20 protein-coding genes are annotated in these 16,022 nt (G+C 44.4%); 14 read left to right on the top strand and 6 right to left on the bottom strand.

Going from position 1 to position 16,022, the window contains the following annotated elements:
* Positions 1 to 91 precede the first annotated feature (91 nt).
* The 3 genes from MHI32_RS13235 to MHI32_RS13245 form a co-directional block, all read right to left on the bottom strand.
* Positions 92 to 928 (bottom strand): sulfurtransferase, encoded by an 837-nt coding sequence (locus MHI32_RS13235; protein WP_340012509.1) that lies wholly within the window; start codon positions 926 to 928, stop codon positions 92 to 94.
* 101 nt (positions 929 to 1,029) lie between these two features.
* Entirely contained in the window at positions 1,030 to 1,401 is a 372-nt protein-coding gene (locus MHI32_RS13240) for a hypothetical protein (RefSeq protein ID WP_076126088.1), read from the bottom strand.
* 151 nt (positions 1,402 to 1,552) lie between these two features.
* A complete protein-coding gene (locus MHI32_RS13245) occupies positions 1,553 to 1,924 on the bottom strand; it encodes a hypothetical protein (protein WP_076126089.1) in 372 nt (123 codons plus the stop codon).
* 195 nt (positions 1,925 to 2,119) lie between these two features.
* Between MHI32_RS13245 and MHI32_RS13250 the strand changes: the two genes are divergently transcribed.
* From MHI32_RS13250 to MHI32_RS13270, 5 genes are read left to right on the top strand one after another with little or no spacing between them, the layout of a single operon-like run.
* Positions 2,120 to 3,076, top strand: a complete 957-nt coding sequence (locus MHI32_RS13250) for an ABC transporter ATP-binding protein (protein ID WP_081383247.1) — start codon at positions 2,120 to 2,122, stop codon at positions 3,074 to 3,076.
* Positions 3,069 to 3,815 carry an ABC transporter permease gene (locus MHI32_RS13255; protein ID WP_076126091.1) on the top strand — a complete coding sequence of 249 codons (747 nt, stop codon included), beginning with the start codon at positions 3,069 to 3,071 and terminating at the stop codon, positions 3,813 to 3,815. The genes MHI32_RS13250 and MHI32_RS13255 overlap by 8 nt, the downstream gene beginning before the upstream one ends.
* Before the next feature lie 2 nt (positions 3,816 to 3,817).
* Positions 3,818 to 4,192: a GntR family transcriptional regulator gene (locus MHI32_RS13260; protein WP_076101764.1), complete on the top strand. Its 375-nt coding sequence runs from the start codon at positions 3,818 to 3,820 to the stop codon at positions 4,190 to 4,192.
* A gap of 13 nt (positions 4,193 to 4,205) precedes the next feature.
* Entirely contained in the window at positions 4,206 to 4,907 is a 702-nt protein-coding gene (locus tag MHI32_RS13265; protein WP_076126093.1) for an ABC transporter ATP-binding protein, read from the top strand.
* A complete protein-coding gene (locus MHI32_RS13270; RefSeq protein ID WP_340012510.1) occupies positions 4,901 to 5,629 on the top strand; it encodes a hypothetical protein in 729 nt (242 codons plus the stop codon). The genes MHI32_RS13265 and MHI32_RS13270 overlap by 7 nt, the downstream gene beginning before the upstream one ends.
* A 114-nt stretch (positions 5,630 to 5,743) precedes the next feature.
* Here MHI32_RS13270 and MHI32_RS13275 read toward each other — a convergent pair whose 3' ends face one another.
* On the bottom strand, positions 5,744 to 6,124 hold the full coding sequence (locus MHI32_RS13275; RefSeq protein ID WP_076126099.1) for a PilZ domain-containing protein: 381 nt from the start codon (positions 6,122 to 6,124) through the stop codon (positions 5,744 to 5,746).
* Between the two features lie 123 nt (positions 6,125 to 6,247).
* On the opposite strand from MHI32_RS13275, the gene MHI32_RS13280 reads away from it, so the two are divergent.
* The 8 genes from MHI32_RS13280 to coaD all read left to right on the top strand — a co-directional run bounded on the left by MHI32_RS13280 (position 6,248) and on the right by coaD (position 12,375).
* On the top strand, positions 6,248 to 6,856 hold the full coding sequence (locus tag MHI32_RS13280; protein WP_076126101.1) for a pentapeptide repeat-containing protein: 609 nt from the start codon (positions 6,248 to 6,250) through the stop codon (positions 6,854 to 6,856).
* 989 nt (positions 6,857 to 7,845) lie between these two features.
* The gene (locus MHI32_RS13285) at positions 7,846 to 8,655 is read left to right on the top strand and encodes a glycoside hydrolase family 73 protein (protein WP_076280758.1); all 810 of its coding nucleotides are present in this window, start codon (positions 7,846 to 7,848) and stop codon (positions 8,653 to 8,655) included.
* Between the two features lie 20 nt (positions 8,656 to 8,675).
* Positions 8,676 to 8,960, top strand: a complete 285-nt coding sequence (locus MHI32_RS13290; protein ID WP_076126104.1) for a holin — start codon at positions 8,676 to 8,678, stop codon at positions 8,958 to 8,960.
* Between the two features lie 112 nt (positions 8,961 to 9,072).
* Positions 9,073 to 9,495 (top strand): hypothetical protein, encoded by a 423-nt coding sequence (locus MHI32_RS13295; RefSeq protein WP_076126105.1) that lies wholly within the window; start codon positions 9,073 to 9,075, stop codon positions 9,493 to 9,495.
* Between the two features lie 123 nt (positions 9,496 to 9,618).
* Positions 9,619 to 9,723, top strand: coding sequence for a sporulation protein YjcZ (locus MHI32_RS13300; RefSeq protein ID WP_111503812.1), 105 nt, complete (start codon positions 9,619 to 9,621; stop codon positions 9,721 to 9,723).
* Between the two features lie 228 nt (positions 9,724 to 9,951).
* Positions 9,952 to 10,908 carry an alpha/beta hydrolase gene (locus MHI32_RS13305; protein WP_248548158.1) on the top strand — a complete coding sequence of 319 codons (957 nt, stop codon included), beginning with the start codon at positions 9,952 to 9,954 and terminating at the stop codon, positions 10,906 to 10,908.
* 362 nt (positions 10,909 to 11,270) lie between these two features.
* On the top strand, positions 11,271 to 11,879 hold the full coding sequence (gene rsmD / locus MHI32_RS13310; protein ID WP_340012511.1) for a 16S rRNA (guanine(966)-N(2))-methyltransferase RsmD: 609 nt from the start codon (positions 11,271 to 11,273) through the stop codon (positions 11,877 to 11,879).
* Entirely contained in the window at positions 11,863 to 12,375 is a 513-nt protein-coding gene (gene coaD / locus MHI32_RS13315; RefSeq protein ID WP_076126111.1) for a pantetheine-phosphate adenylyltransferase, read from the top strand. The genes rsmD and coaD overlap by 17 nt, the downstream gene beginning before the upstream one ends.
* Here the strand turns inward: coaD and MHI32_RS13320 are convergent.
* On the bottom strand, positions 12,353 to 13,579 hold the full coding sequence (locus tag MHI32_RS13320) for a nucleoside recognition domain-containing protein (RefSeq protein ID WP_076183717.1): 1,227 nt from the start codon (positions 13,577 to 13,579) through the stop codon (positions 12,353 to 12,355). The genes coaD and MHI32_RS13320 overlap by 23 nt on opposite strands.
* Positions 13,580 to 13,731: 152 nt before the next feature.
* Here MHI32_RS13320 and MHI32_RS13325 point away from each other — a divergent pair, with 152 nt between their 5' ends.
* A complete protein-coding gene (locus tag MHI32_RS13325) occupies positions 13,732 to 14,769 on the top strand; it encodes a SepM family pheromone-processing serine protease (RefSeq protein ID WP_076138636.1) in 1,038 nt (345 codons plus the stop codon).
* On the opposite strand, the gene MHI32_RS13330 is transcribed toward MHI32_RS13325, so the two are convergent.
* Positions 14,759 to 15,997, bottom strand: coding sequence for a nucleotidyltransferase (locus MHI32_RS13330; protein WP_340012513.1), 1,239 nt, complete (start codon positions 15,995 to 15,997; stop codon positions 14,759 to 14,761). The genes MHI32_RS13325 and MHI32_RS13330 overlap by 11 nt on opposite strands.
* Positions 15,998 to 16,022: the final 25 nt, after the last annotated feature.

Raw genomic sequence — 16,022 nt, forward strand, 5'->3', positions numbered from 1 at the left:
TGTTGACTTGAGTTTTGATTTGTTGATTTTAGCTATCTATCGGAGTTACTCATAAATACAAGAGCCCGCGTCGAACGCGGGCTCTTGTATTTTACTCTCCTCCAGTAGCCACCGGATTCTCCTCATATGAAATCCAATCACTCCAACTACCCGCGTACAACTTCACATTCCTATACCCAGCTTTTCCGAGCGCGAGCATATTCGGGCAGGCACTTACGCCTGAACCACAGTACACGATAATTTCTTGCTCAGGATCAATTCCTTCATAATGCTCTTTCAGCACCTCAGTTGATTTCCAGCGCCCTTGCTCATCCAGTACATCCTTCCAGAACTTATTGATCGCTCCGGGAATATGACCTGCCTTCGGATCAATGGGTTCTTCAAGTCCTTCATAGCGGCGGGACTCGCGGGAATCCATCAATAGTGCACCACCGTCGTTAACTACATTTTGCACATCTTCCATGCTAACAAGCATCTTCTTCTGAACATCTGCTTCATACTGGCTAGGAATTCGCACGGCTTGATGATCACTGACGGGAAACTTACCATTTTTCCAAACAGAGTAGCCTTCATCCATTACAAACACACGTTCATGCCCCAAATATTTAAGCATCCACCACAGACGGGAAGCGTAGGCACCGCCTTGATCATCATAAGCAACGACAATGCTATCTCTGTTAATGCCAACCTTGCTAAGAACGGTGGTTAGCTTCGAGATCTCAGGCAGTGGGTGGCGTCCACCGTGTGCGCTTACTGGAGCGGAGAGCTGTTCTTCCAGATGTAGATAAACTGCTCCGGGAATATGATCTTCTGTATAGGCTTTACGTCCAGCTTCCGGGTCAGTAAGTAAAAAACGGCAATCAACTATAACAAGTTCAGGCTCGTATAACCGAGCAAGCAGCCATCGAGTAGAAACGATCGGTTCCATAAAGTAGCCTTCTTTCCTGTTTAATATGTATGGAGTCATTATAGCGGAAAATAAAAGAGGGCGCACCTTAAGCTTATGGCTTAAACTGCGTCCTCATTGAATTAGATCAAACGATATCCTGATGGCAAGCTGCCGGTACGTTGAATGGTGCGAACCTGCGCCGGGGTCAGCCGTTGATTGCTTGAAATGAGCGATTCGACATCTCCTCTTCGCAGAAAGTCGTCCAGTTCGCGGATGCTGCGGTTACCACGCAAAATGACGAAATTATCGCGGAAGGCAGAACGATCGAATAACACAAGCGTAGCGTTCGGATTTGTGGAGAAGAAGCGCAAACTTTCTATTCCTGTAAGGACTGAATCTATATCTGCAATGCCCAGGTTGCCGCGAAGAGTTCTGCGAAGCCCCCGAAAGTTCTCCTCACTAAACACTCTTAGCCTAGGATATATTACAGATGTTACTTTTTTTGTAATCATGGTTAATCCCTCCAAGTTCGATTGACGAACTGTCGTTTTCGACAACTCGCCGCCAGATTTACCATAAATGAATGCGGTAGTTTCGACTGGAAAAAGGAGTGACCTGGGCGCTAGGCTCCGGATTACTCCTTTTTGTTGTTGTAAGCAATTCCTAGATCAAACGATATCCCGAAGGCAAGTTACCGCTGCTGCGGATATTACGGATTTGTTCGAGGGTTAAGCGTTGGTTAGTAGAAATAATGGATTCCACGTCATTACCTGAAATGAAATCATCCAGATCCCTAATGTTGCGGTTCCCGCGAAGAACACGGAAATTTCCTCTAAACCGGGTTCTTGTGAAGAGTACCAGTGTAGCATTGCTGCTAGTAGAGAAGAACCGAAGGCTCTCAATACCATCGAGGATGTTGTCCGTATTACGAATACCCAGGTTGCCAGTATATACTCTACGGCGTCCATTGAAGTTTTCTTCATCGTACACGGTCAAGCGAGGGAAAGTCTGAGAAATGTGAACTTCTTTTTTCATTTGTAATTCCTCCTTTGTTATCTAATCTATGTTCATATAACTTTTTGGCTTGGCTGATAGTCTAATAGAAAGCCCTTATTTGCATGAATTTATTATTTTGGGCTTTACTCCAATAATATATTAGTGTACTATTTAACTATGACACTGACACAATATAATAAATGAACAATACATTAGTTGGCAGGGAGGATTCGCATGAAACAGGGGAGTGGTGTAGAAATGCAAGATTCAATCGTTCTGCAAATGAATGAGGTAAGTAAGATCATCAAAGGAAGACCAATTGTGGATAAGCTGACATTTGATATCCGTAAGGGTGAAATTGTTGGATTGCTAGGTCCAAACGGTGCAGGAAAGACCACAACGATTCGAATGATGACGGGTTTAATTAGGATGAGCGAAGGCGATGTGATTATCCAAGGCCACAGTGTGAAAAAGGATTTTAAGCAGGCGATTGGCCATATCGGTGCGATAATTGAAAATCCAGAGTTTTATCCCTATATGACTGGACTTGATAATTTGAAGCAGTATCAAAGAATGACGGATAACATTGAGGCTGGCAGAATAGATGAGGTTGTAGAACTGGTAGGACTTCAAGAAGCGATGAATAAAAAAGTAAAGGCTTATTCGCTGGGGATGCGCCAACGTCTTGGGATTGCTCAGGCGCTTCTCAATCGGCCGAAGTTATTGATTTTAGATGAGCCTACGAACGGACTTGATCCGGCCGGAATACGGGAAATGCGTGATTATATGCGTACCATCGCCGAAGTGGAAGGCATTTCTATTCTGATTTCCAGCCATTTACTTACTGAAATTGAACAAATATGCCATCGGGCTATTGTGATCCAGAATGGTAAGCTGGTGACCGTAACTACGATTGGTGAGGAGCAGGAAGCAACCGCACAAGTGAAGCTCACCATCCGTGTAGGATCAATCGAATCTGCTATAAATATCTTGGAGCGCTTGGATTATGCAGAATTGATCTCTATGGATAGCGCGCGATCTGAAGTGACAGTAAGTCTGCTTGATAGCAGAGTACCGGAGCTTGTATCTACTTTTAGTGATGAAGGCGTGGGGATTTTTCGGATTACGGAGAATAAACAAAGTCTTGAGGAAGATTTCTTGAAATGGACAGGAGGAAACCGCATTGCGTAACTTTAATAATCTGATTGTGAATGAATGGCTCAAGCTCTCAAAAAAACGCACATTTTTTATGCCATATCTGATATTAATTCTATTATCCCTGCTGTTAGGTTATATAGTTCATTCTGTCTCACCTGGCCTGTTTGAATCAGCTTATGATTTTTCAGCAATGATGCTGCTTTCCCAAGGGATTGGGCAAGTGATTACAATTCTTGCGATTATCGGAACAGCAGGTATTGTCTCAAAAGAGTATAGTCAAGGAACCATCAAGTTCCTGCTTATCCGCGCCAGAAGCCGTACAGCAATCCTCGCATCCAAATATGTGGTTGTACTGTTGTATGCTTTGACTTTGACTGTCATCGGAGGTATAGCCGTTTTTGGAACAGGAGCTTTGTGGTTTGGACTAAGTGGTGGAGAAGCGGGTATGAGTGAGATGCTTACAAACCTATTGTATAATCTCGTTAGTACGGTTGTGTATGGAACACTTGCTTTTATGCTGGGGATATTGACCACTTCAACGGGAGTAACGATAGGGGCTACTATGTTTGCGTTAATGATAGACAAATTGATTATTTCTCGTGATTTTTACAAATATGTTCTGTTTCCAAACTTAAATTTATCTGCTTATGAAGGTGGAGGAGCACCTATGCCTGGAATGACACTGACCTTTTCTATCGTGATGCTTGTCTTATACACAGCTGTCTTTCTTCTCGTAGGTTTCTCCGTCTTTAGACGAAGGGATGTTGCTTAATCATGACAATCGAATTCGATAACAACCTGCCGATTTATATACAGATCATGAATTACATCAAAGGTGAAATCGTCACAGGCAAGCTGAAACCGGGAGATAAAATACTCTCAGTACGAGAACTTGCCAGTGAACTGCAGATTAATCCGAATACGGTGCAAAGAACTTTTCAGGAACTGGAGCGTGAAGAAATCGTGGAAACCCGGCGTGGAATGGGAAGATACGTCACAAGTAATGAAGGTACTATCCTGACCATCAAAAAAGAAATGGCCAAAGATGTGCTAGATCGTTTCATTCGTGGTATGCAGGATCTTGGCTTTCAAGGCGAAGATATTTTAGCGGCGGTTGCGGAGAATATCCGTAACAAGGATAAAGAATAGGGGGATAAACAAGTTGGGGAATATACTTGAGGTTCATGAAGTTACAAAAAAATATAGATCCAAGCATGCCCTCCACAAGGTATCTTTTAATCTGAGTGCGGGTAAGATCACAGGACTGCTGGGCAGTAACGGCAGCGGCAAAAGTACACTTATGAAAATCATCGCTGGACTGACACAACCTACCTCTGGTCGTGTATCCGTCATTGGGGGTTCTGTAGGAACAGAAAGTAAAGCGGTGGTGTCGTTTATGCCTGATAAGCCGCTTACAGAATCCTGGATGAGTGTTTCCGATGCTCTGAAATTCCAAACTGACTTCTATCCGGATTTTGATCAGACTAAAGCCTCGCGAATGTTGGAGTTTATGAAACTAAGAGCGCAAGATAAGGTAAAGGACCTGTCCAAAGGGATGAACGAACGTTTACAGCTTACACTTGCCCTATCACGCCGAGCTAGCCTTTATTTGCTGGATGAACCCATTGGTGGTGTAGATCCGGTAGCTAGAACAAAAATTCTTAACGCGTTAGTAGAGTTTTATGAAGAGGACAGTACCATTCTCTTATCAACCCATTTAGTATCGGATATTGAGCGGATCTTTGATGATGTGATTTTTATAAAAGAAGGAGAAATTCTGATGCATACTGCGGTGGAGGATATTCGGCTACGCCATGGCAAAAGTATTGACGAACTGTTCAGAGAGGTGTACGCAGAATGCTAAAGCTAGTGAAGTATGATTTTAGACGGGATAGGGATAAGTTTCTTGCAGTTTTTGTAATCATAATTCTGGCACAGATTGGGTTAGGATTTACCAAACTGCATGACTATGAACGGTTTACTTTGAACGGAATAGCTTATGTTATTGCAGGACTGATCTTTCTTGTCATGGCAGCAAAAACCTTTTTTAACAATATAAATTCCTATAATCGTCGCCTAGTGCCCGTAAGAACTTTGAACACAGTCCTTTCTCCGTTAGTGCTCTATTTAGCTCTAATGCTGGGTATTATTTTAATAGCTTTGATCCATTTTGGTGTGTATCTTTCAATGTATCCCTCCTCATTTCTTCCGGAGAATTTCTGGAAAGTGGGATTGTTAGTTCTCTTGCAGGCGTATTGGTTTGCCGGTTATATCATGCTTACCTTGATGGTCTCCATTACGGTTGCACGAAGTGTGAGCTTTAAGGGGCGAGTATGGATTGGGCTGGCCACTGCGTATTTGTTACAGAATGGAATATTCTATTTGGAGTATTTTATTTTCAAAAGTAACTTCACTGCTTGGGAAAGTGTATTCCAGTTCGAGGTCATAGATGAGATGGATACCGCAAATGGGATACAGCTTATACAGGGTCATTTGAATCTAGCTCCTCTTCTGTTTGAAGCGGTGATAGCAGTTCTTCTTATAGTGGTCATCATCAAGCTCGTTAATAAAAGAGTGGACATCTAGCCACAACTTGGCGGAATAGTTTTTTGAACGGAGTCAGAGCGATTTAGCTTTGTCTTCGTTTTTGTGCAAAAAAAAGACGTCCTTCTAAGTGAAGGGCATCTGTTAGGGTAAGTTCTACAGACCTTCAACCCGAAGGGTGGCGGTCCATGTTTCAAGCTCTCTTATTAGGCGTTCTTCCTCATTTTCGTCCAAGCGGAATTTAACTCCATATTGATATTGGCCAAGCCCAAACATCCAACCCCACCGGACGCTGCATAAGAGCTGAAGCTTCTCTTCATTTAATTGAAGATGAATAATAAGCCTAGTATCTCTTGCAGTGAATCGAAGATTCAAAGGAGTACGTACCTTACAACCCGAACGGCTAAGATCGAGTAATACAGCCTCTGTTAACTTTCCAGCACCTGGACCGGAATTGTTAAGCGGAACTTCAATCCAGCATTCAAGCGGATGGTTCATAACATAACGGAATGGTTCTTTCCTGCTGGACACATCCATAATTTTCCTCCCCATTGTTTATTTGCTATTATATCGAAAGGGAATGTTGAGAACAATCTACTAAAGTGCTATTTTTAATTAAGAATTAATTTTTTTAATACTAACGAAGGTGATGAGATTTATATGTACCAATACCTTAATGAAACGTTCCGTAATCACAATTTTGATCAAGGAAGCTTGCAGGATGGTGAGTTAAATAACTGCACATTCGAGCAATGCTCCTTCAAAGGCACTTCTATGGAAGAGATGAACTCTATTGGCTGCCGATTTATTGATTGTGATTTTACTGGAGCCATGCTTAATGCGTCTCACCATAAAGGTTCAGCTTTTACCAATTGTAAATTTACGGGAGCGAACCTGTTTGTATCTAAATTCGAAGATTGCAAGATGGTTGGATCGGATTTCTCAAATGCATATTTGGACGGAATCTCCCTACTCGGAGGGGACTGGTCGTACACGAACCTAAGACATACTAATCTAAGCAGACAGGATCTGCGAGGGATTCGATTTACAGAAGCGGACTTAATGGGCTGTAATTTGCAAAAAAGTGACTTACGAGGAGCGGATTTGAGCCGTGTACAATTGTCTCAATGCAAACTTAAGGGAGCGGATATGCGGGAAGCGATTGTTGAAGGAATTGATTTAAAGAGTCTGGATCTGCAGGGAGTGCGGATGGATATTGAACAGGCGGTACTCTTGGCACGTTCATTTGGGGCAAAAGTAGGGAATTAGTAAACGGACGCATCAGTTGCTAGCGTGGATCATAAAGACCTCCGCTAGCAAATCAATGCTTGAAGCGGAGGGGGTGGCAGCGCAGATTATTATGAGTATTCTAACTGCTGAACCTATGTATTATGGCATATGTATAGTATGCGTTAACGTAACCGTTTTCTGGGTTTTGCCCACCATTTAATCCATAAGAATCCATCATCATCACGAAAAAACTTTATACCTACCCAGCGTAAGGGTGTCCATACTTCTTTAAAATAATATGAAGGCATAGTCTGTTAGACCCTCCTATATAGTAAATTATTACTATATATTACGCTAATTCTACGGGATTCACAAGCTAGATTTACTAATAATTACATATTGTCCGGGTGAAAGGAGTTGAGGATGCATTATGCAGGACCTAAGGCACCGCTTGAGCTACCGAGAAGTGCACCCCTCCATTTTACATAGACGCTCCACGTCATAGTGGATAGCAGTGGTCGATGTCATGAAAGACAAAGGAGTAGTAGTTCTCTAATAATAGGAGAACTACTACTCCTTTTTTTTGGATCGTTGTTTGGTTGCTTTTACACCGCCGAGTCATATTCAGTCTATTGAAGCTTTAGGACCCGGATGACGTTATTAGCATGTTTTTATCCTTTTTAGCATGGTTTCGGACCTCAGAGACATTATTCTATATGAAGAGCCTGTTATTGATTGTTTTTGGTGCCAATTACGGCTGTGGTGTCCGTTAATATCCAAAAAGTGAGCTAACGCTGCGTATAAGGTCAGCTGAGTCCGATAGATGATTCGTAAGCGAATGAGATGTAATTAGGAAGTTAGATGTTCAGATCATTGAGGCTACTCCAGCAGTCATTTCATGGGTAATGGGATGGCTTTTTTTTGTTGCCGAGTTGGATTCGAATCTAGTAAAAACACAATGTTAGAAGGGGATAAGCACAGTCATTTTATGATGCCTCGCATTTAATAAACGGAGAGGATGTGATGAGATGACAGAAGGCGAGTTTATAGCGAAGATTGCGAATTTTGCTGTAAAGGACATGCAGCTCACTAAGGTTCCTGCTTCGTTAACCATTGCTCAAGCGGCTCTGGAGTCAGGCTGGGGCAGCAGTGGATTGACTGTGAAAGCGAATAATTTGTTTGGGATCAAAGGAAGTGGACCTGCTGGCAGCATTACTGTACAAACTACCGAATATATTAACGGTAAAGCTGTTAAAGTGAATGCCCCTTTTCGAGCCTATAACAACTGGGGAGAATCTATCGCGGATCATTCCGACTTGATTGTGAATGGAGTCTCATGGAATCGCAACCTTTACAGCAAGGTTCTCGGTGCGAGTGGCAAGGTGGCCGCACAAGAGATTGCCGCAGCTGGTTACGCTACTGATCCGAACTATGCAGCTAAGCTGATTCAAATTATGAATACCTATAATCTGTATCAATATGACGACAAATCCATGGGAGGAGATGATGAGATGTCAGCAGAGGATAAGCAAAAGCTTGTTAGTCTAGAATCGGAAGTAAAGGAACTGCGTGCTCTTATAGCAGCTCTTACAGATAGCAGGGATACGCTGAAAACAGGTGTGCAAGAACAGGGGCAGTCGATTAATAAGCTTACGGATCGGGTGACATTCATTGAAAATCGGGCAGTCATGAATGTCCCTGCATGGGCTGAGGCGGCTGTGAAAGCAGCGACTGCGGCAGGACTTCTCGATACTCCATCGGGTGGCAGTTACGATTTCTATCGCATATTAACGGTGCTGAACCGTGCAGGTTTACTTGTAACAGGAAGTAAAAAATGAAATAAGGAGGATTAAAAAACATGTATAACGATGCTCTCAACAGTGTGCTTGCCTTTGCTTCAGTCCTAGCTGTTTTTGTAATGGCACTTGTACAACTTGTGAAGAATAGCATTGAACTTCCGCGGAACATTGTGCCAGTAGTGGGGTTGGCTATTGGCTTGCTGGTTGGAGCAGTTGCCTATCCGTTCACTGATATGAATCTGATTCTGCGACTCTGGGCGGGGGGGCTTGCGGGACTATCAGCGACCGGTTTGTTTGAACTAGCTTTTAATAAAAGGGAGGGGACGAAAAAAGATGATAAATAGATCTTGCCTATGAGTTTTATAAAACAATCGTTTTACACTGGTAATGTGGCTATGCATTCTATCGAGAACACTAATATATTATGGTATGCCAATTTATAAAGGGGGTGCAACGATGGGAACTTACCTTGATGCTAGAACATCTCAAAATGCCAGCCTCGCCAACTCTATATCTATTCCTATTACGGTACTTAACACGCCGCAGCTTTTTGGACAGATTGGGTTGTTAACTGCTGGAGTGACTACCAATCCACGTGTTCTCCTTAAAGGAACGATATCAGTGACGCTTCCGCTAGCGTTAGTGGGTATCACAATCACGATTGTAAGAGGAACCTTGGCTACTGATCCAAAAGTGTATTCTGCTACTTCAACTTTTGCTCTTAGTATATTGGCTCCGCAAGTAATAACCTTTTCAGCAGCGGATTTCTTACCAGCCATCACACCTCAGCTCACTTATACAGCATTTGTTTCTTCTAATCTTCTCGGTACAGTACGTGTGGGCCCAGAAAGCTTTGATGGTATTTTAGTTTCTGATTAATTGTAGAGCCTTTAACCTCGCTGGTAGCCCAGTAGAGGTCTTTTTTTTTAACTGAACGCCCAATCTTCTAAGGGGATCATTACATATCTTATGATGTATTCTAAATACGGAGGAGGTCTTCTCATGGGTGCTGAATATGGTCATGTTGGTGGTGCTTTTACTTCTACAGGCGCAATCTTAGTTTTGTTCATCTTATTAGTAATTATTACAAGCGCATGCATATTCTAAATCACTAAAATAGCAGAGCTCCATGTTGGTATTTTGCCGACTTGGGGCTTTTTTTTGTAGATATTTTGTCCATTAAGGTAATATAAAATAATAAGTTAAAAGAATACTAATCACGTAGTGAATAACATGAGTTTACAATACTATGATTTTGAATATTCAAATATACATGTTATCTTAATCTGATAACATAGATTAATACTGTTAAATTTTATTTAGGAGAGAGCTAGTTTGAAGAAAAAAATGATGATCGGAATTTCTTCTGTTATTGTACTTTTAATCATTGTTGTAACTGTGGGAAGCTTTTATTTCTATCATGTTGCTATTGCACGTGCTTCAAAGGACTTCTTGAATGAAAGCCCTGACCTGCAGTCCAGTCCAGAGGTAGAACAATCTAAAGATACCTCGAAGGCAGACCAAGAGTGGTGGGATACCCAGAGCTTTGATAGATGGGAGATGAATTCTGATGACGGAATAGAGCTTAAAGCATACTATTTAGCTGCTCCTGAACATTCCAATAAGACAGTGATTATTGCTCATGGGTATGCTGGAAATGCAACTCAAATGAGCGGGTATGCCAGAATGTATTATGAGAGACTTGGATATAATATTTTGCTGCCGGATGCCAGAGGACATGGAGAAAGTAAGGGTGACTATATCGGATTTGGATGGCCAGAACGTAAGGATTACTTGAAGTGGATACAGAACGTTCTGAAAGCAAACGGTGAGGATACACAGATTATACTGCACGGTGTTTCCATGGGGGGAGCTACCGTAATGATGACAAGCGGTGAAGATTTACCAGCTAATGTTAAAGCAATTGTGGAAGATTGCGGTTATACCTCAGTGAAGGACGAGCTTACCTTTCAATTAAAAAGAATGTACCATCTCCCCGCCTTTCCAATTGTAGATACGACCAGTATGCTAACAAAGATTCGGGCAGGTTACTCCTTTGGTGAAGCCTCAGCCTTAGAACAGGTGAAGAAATCTAAAACGCCAACCCTGTTTATTCATGGCGATAATGATACTTTTGTTCCTACGGAAATGGTTCATACGGTATATGAGAATAGTCCGGTCGAGAAGGAGCTTTACATCGTTCCTAATGCGGGTCACGGAGAAGCTTTCCGCATGGATCCGGTTAAGTATGAGAGCGTAGTTTCTGAGTTTATCGGAAGATTTGTGAAATAGTTGTTGCTGAAAAGGCTGCCGAAAGGTAGTCTTTTCGTGCTTATAATACCGTTAAACATAAATTCGGGGCCCTATCTCTAGGGCCCCTTTCATGGGAGAGGAGAAACCGGACGAAGAGCTTATGGGGAAACGTAAGCCTGCTCCGCGGTTGTCTACGACATTTGTGGTGTCGATAATTACATGATGTCCCTGGAAGTCCAATCTTATACATTAAGATGACTTATTTCTCTGAATAAGCTGTTTCGCCTTCTTATTTCATATCTAGACAAATTTTTTATTTCATCGCGCAAATGTGTTACGATAGGCGTGGACTTATGCCTTTTTGGGCATAACAAACAGAGATATAGAGCGGGTGAATAACAGTGAGAGTGGTATCGGGAAGTGCAAAAGGAAGGCCACTGAAGAGTGTTCCGGGAAGTGGGACAAGGCCTACGACCGATAAGGTGAAGGAAGCTGTATTTAGCATGGTAGGCCCATATTTCGAAGGTGGAGCGGTGCTGGATTTATTCGCCGGTACTGGCGGTTTGGGGATCGAAGCCTTAAGCAGAGGCATGGAAAGCGGCGTATTTGTTGATATGGATCCTAAAAGTATCGACACGATCCGCGCCAATCTGAAGGCTACTAAGCTGGAAGAACAAGCGCAGGTGTACCGTAATGAAGCTGGGAGAGCGCTAAGTGCGTTGGAGAAGCGGGGGAAAATTTTTGATTTGGTCTTTTTGGATCCTCCCTATCGCTTGAAGCACGGGGATGAGCTTATGCTTATGATGGTCGAAAAAGGAATGCTGCAAGAGGACGCAATTATTGTTCTGGAGCATGAATCAAGTTATGCCTATCCTGAAGATATTCCAGGATTTTATAGGCTGCGTCAGGCCGTATACGGAGAAACGACAATTTCTATTTACCAGTATGAAGCTAATCCTGCAGAGGAAAGTGAAGCTGGTGAGGAGGTAGAGAATGAGTCAGCAAATTAGAAAAGAACGTGTTGCCATTTATCCAGGTACCTTTGATCCCGTGACTATGGGACATATGGATATTATTCGGCGCGCATCCAAGCAATTCGACCGTTTGATTGTAACGGTGCTTAATAATTTGAGTAAAAACCCGCTGTTTACTGTTGATGAACGGACAGAGCTATTAAGACAGGCGACCGCTGATATTCCCAATGTGGAAATTGACAGCTTCCGTGATCTGTTAGTGAATTATGTTCGTCAAAAAGATGCTCAAGTCATTGTTCGGGGTATCCGTACCGTTACTGACTTTGAATATGAGCTGCAAAACGCATCGATCAACCATAGCCTGGATCCCGATGCAGAAACGATTTTTATGATGACTAATCCGAAATATTCCTACTTAAGTTCCAGTGTTGTTAAAGAAATCGCCCACTTCGGCGGGAATGTGACTGATTTTGTGACGCCTGAGGTTGAACAAGCGATGAAGCGTAAATTTAACCGAGCCGATGGCGAATAGTACTTATCAGATAAGTTCCAGCAGATAATCCCAACAGGATGATGAGCAGAAGGGCTTGCAGACTTAGCAGCTGTGGAAAAGAGCTCCATATGTCCGTTACATTAATGGTGCCGGTTGGAGTCGGGCGTGAGTCTGCAAGTGCTGGTAAAGCAGCTTTACGGATAGCCAACAATGGTTTCCAGAGCAATAAAGTTAACAGAAAAGCATAAAATCCATGCATCAGACGAACCGTAGCGTAGGGTAGAAATCTGACTCTGGCTTGTTTGAGCATGGTCAGCACCTGTAGTTGCGCACAGAGTCCGCTCCAGCCCAGTGCAGCAGACAGTAAAGCTATCCCAAGCATACTAGAAGGACCTGTTCCTATGCTTGCTAGCCCTTTGCTGATCGCGTCGGCGCCTAAATGAATTTCCAGCAAGCTTGCTGGCAGAGCAGCTGGCAATGCGGGAAGTACAGTAGTGATGATATTGATGACTACAGCGAACATAATCATGTAACCGCCCACGACCATCAGACTTTGCACGGCATTAGCGACGGACTCGCCGAGAAGCTTGCCGAAGCTGCGTCCGTCTTTTGCTCTGGCATCTGTTGCTGCAAGCTGAACGCGACTATATAAAGAAGACCGTTTGGTGTCCGCGGAGATCTTATCAACTGGTTTCGTGTTCGCTGACCGCCCCTTTAATAGAGCATCGGTGTAGCTGGCTAGAAGTCCAGAGATCCAGTGGATGGCCAGCAGGAAATAACCTGCTGAAGTACTGTGTAGAAAAGCTATGCCAATTACTATAAGCATGGTTACCGGGCTGGCGAAGTGTGTAAGTGCGGCAAGTCGGGCGGCTTCTTTGTCAGAGATGCTGTTCTGCTTGTGTAGCTGCATGACCCCTCCAGCTCCACCGGGGAATCCGGCTGTGATTCCGAGTGCCAAGGTCCAGCCGCTGGCACCAGGCAGACGAAAGACCTTTTTCATTAATGGCTCCAGAAGTACTCCAAAACCATGCACGAAGCCCGAAGCAGTAAGCATTTCTGACAGCATCAGGAAGGGAAGCAGGGCAGGGAACACGAGTGTCCACCAAAGCTTCAATCCTTGGAGTGAAGCCTCAAAGGAGCTTTCCGGTGAGATAATAATCGCAATGGCTGTCAGGATTGCCATAATCCCGGGTATAAATGGTGTGGAGCGTGTAGCTAGTCGGCGTATTTGAATATTTTTCATTTCTCAGATCACCTCTTCATAACTTAAGGCATGGACGATGTGTTATCAATTTATGCAGAGTAGACAACCATCATGCCAAACCACTAGTCGAAGCGGTAATGAAGTTCGATCATTCATATCCTAAATGTGCCGCGGGAAAGAAGGGAAGAGCAGTGAAGCAACTGAAGCATCGGCCGGGTTTCCGCGCCACAGCTTATCTGTTTACGTTTGTAGTTATCGCGTATGTATTTGTCTTTATGAACACCCCGTACATCGTATATCAGCCAGGCAGTGCATCTGAAGTTGCCCCTATGATTAAGGTGGAGAATGCCGATCCGGCTGAAGAAGGAACGTTTATGATGACTACGGTGTCTGCTAGTTATGCTAATGTGGCCTTATTGGTCGCCTCTGCTTTTAATTCCAATTCAGAGGTTGTGCGAAAAGAAACCCGGCTAGGGGATAAATCAGAAGACGAATATGCTGCGGAGCAGGTTTTTTATATGAATAGCTCACAGTCTTATTCTGTTCAGGCCGCTTATCATGCGGCGGGAATTCCATATGAGGATGTAGTGGATTATCTCTACGTCTTTTCGGTTCCTGTAGAAAGTAATAAAGGACAATTTCTGCCGGGTGATAAAATCATTAGCGTAGAGGGACAAAAAGTGCCCGATCCTGAAGCACTGTCTAAACTGCTCTCCTCTAAAAAAATCGGAGATCAAGTCGCTGTTGTTTTGCAGAGAAATGGCAAGGAAGTAAAAGAACAAGTGACGCTGGTTGAAATAAAGGATAAAGAGGGCGCAGCCGTTCGACCTGGATTTGGAGTCACTATTGCCGCCGTTCAAAAAGTAAAACCAAAAGAAGCAGGGAAAGCTGTCAGCTTTGTAGATACAAATGTTGGCGGACCTTCGGCAGGGCTAATGTTCACTATGGAAATTTACAATCGCCTTACTTCTGGTGATTTAACTAAAGGCCATAGAGTTGCAGGGACGGGTACGATTAACGCTGAGGGTGTAGTTGGTGCTATCGGTGGAGTGAAACACAAGATCGTGGCTGCGGACCGAGAAGGGGCGGAGATTTTTTTCGTGCCTGTTAAGAATTATGACGAAGCCAAAGCAAAAGCTGATAAAATCGGCACATCTATGAAGCTGGTGCCTGTATCTACGCTGGATGAGGCGCTGAAGTATATGGAGGAACTGCCGGTCAAACCATGACCGGAGGTTCCAAATAATCGCGGTACATATCGAGTCTGCGGGGTTCCTTAAAAGCTCCCGCGAAAGCGGAAGCGGCTTGAAGATCTCGCTCAAGCTGCGGATGGGAACAAAGGGACGGGCGCATGACGATGGGTAACGTAGCTTTTTGTTTCATCTCTTTAAGCAGTGCTCGTCCACTTTCTCTAAAACCAAGAATGCGAATATATCCGGGCCCCTCTGCTAGTATGGAAGGGGTCATTTCTTTTTTAGAATGATTTAACAGAACATGTAGCAGCAGACGCTGTAACCGTGTATGCGTGTAGCGCTTGCTCTTAAGGGCGTGAAGCAGGCCTGAAACAGAGAATTGCTCCAACTCAGGCAAAAGCCGCAGTATTCGGTTCTCCAAGCCTTCATTCATATCATGGATCGCTTGTAACTCGGCAGCAGTATGGGTGGTCAGCAGATGGCGAAGCGGGATACTGAAGCTCTCCAAGCTCAGAGGGCCCCTTCCGGCTGCATGCTCTCTTTCCAAAATGGACACGCTATAATCCGGCATATAAGCAGCAGGAGATCCGCCTTCTTGCAGCAGCTTGCGGATGGCCGTCGCACTTGCAATAGAAGAGTCGGCTTGTAATGGGTCATGGAAGCCTGCTGCCGTGCGCGGAACGGTTAATGGCATTATCTTGCTGTGCAGCCGCTGCAAAGCGATAAGATAATGCAGGCCAAGGCTGTTATTCGGCTGGCGCAGCAGCTCGCCTGCATCTCCGGGACTCTCCGTTTCCGGGAGAGTCCCTTCAAAGGCCACCGCCGCCGCTGCGCTGTACGCGGCGGGGAAGCTCGCTCCGAGCGCCATGCGGCGGCGGATCTCGCTCTGAAGCTCGCTGCTTTCCTCAGCCAGATATCTGGCCAGCGGGAGCAGCGAGCCCAAAGTGCCGGCTTCGGAGCCGAAGCACAAGCTGTCCACGACCCCGGTCGCTTCCAGCAATGCAACTGCTCCGAACGCGAACCACTCGGCTGGCTGGACGGCATAAGCCACCGGCAGCTCAATGACGAGGTCGGCGCCCATATGCAGCGCCATCTCTGTCCGGGCTTGCTTGCTTACCGCCGCCGGCTCGCCGCGCTGGGTAAAGGGACCACTCATGACGACGATGGTGCGCTCTGCGCCGGAAAGTCTTTTGGCTTCCGTGAAGTGATGCACATGTCCGTTATGTAAAGGATTGTATTCTGCGATGATTCCAACCGTTGTCACTGTGGCTTCCCTCCGATAAGTAAGG

Source organism: Paenibacillus sp. FSL H7-0690 (genome assembly GCF_037980415.1).
Lineage (GTDB): Bacteria > Bacillota > Bacilli > Paenibacillales > Paenibacillaceae > Paenibacillus_AQ > Paenibacillus_AQ odorifer.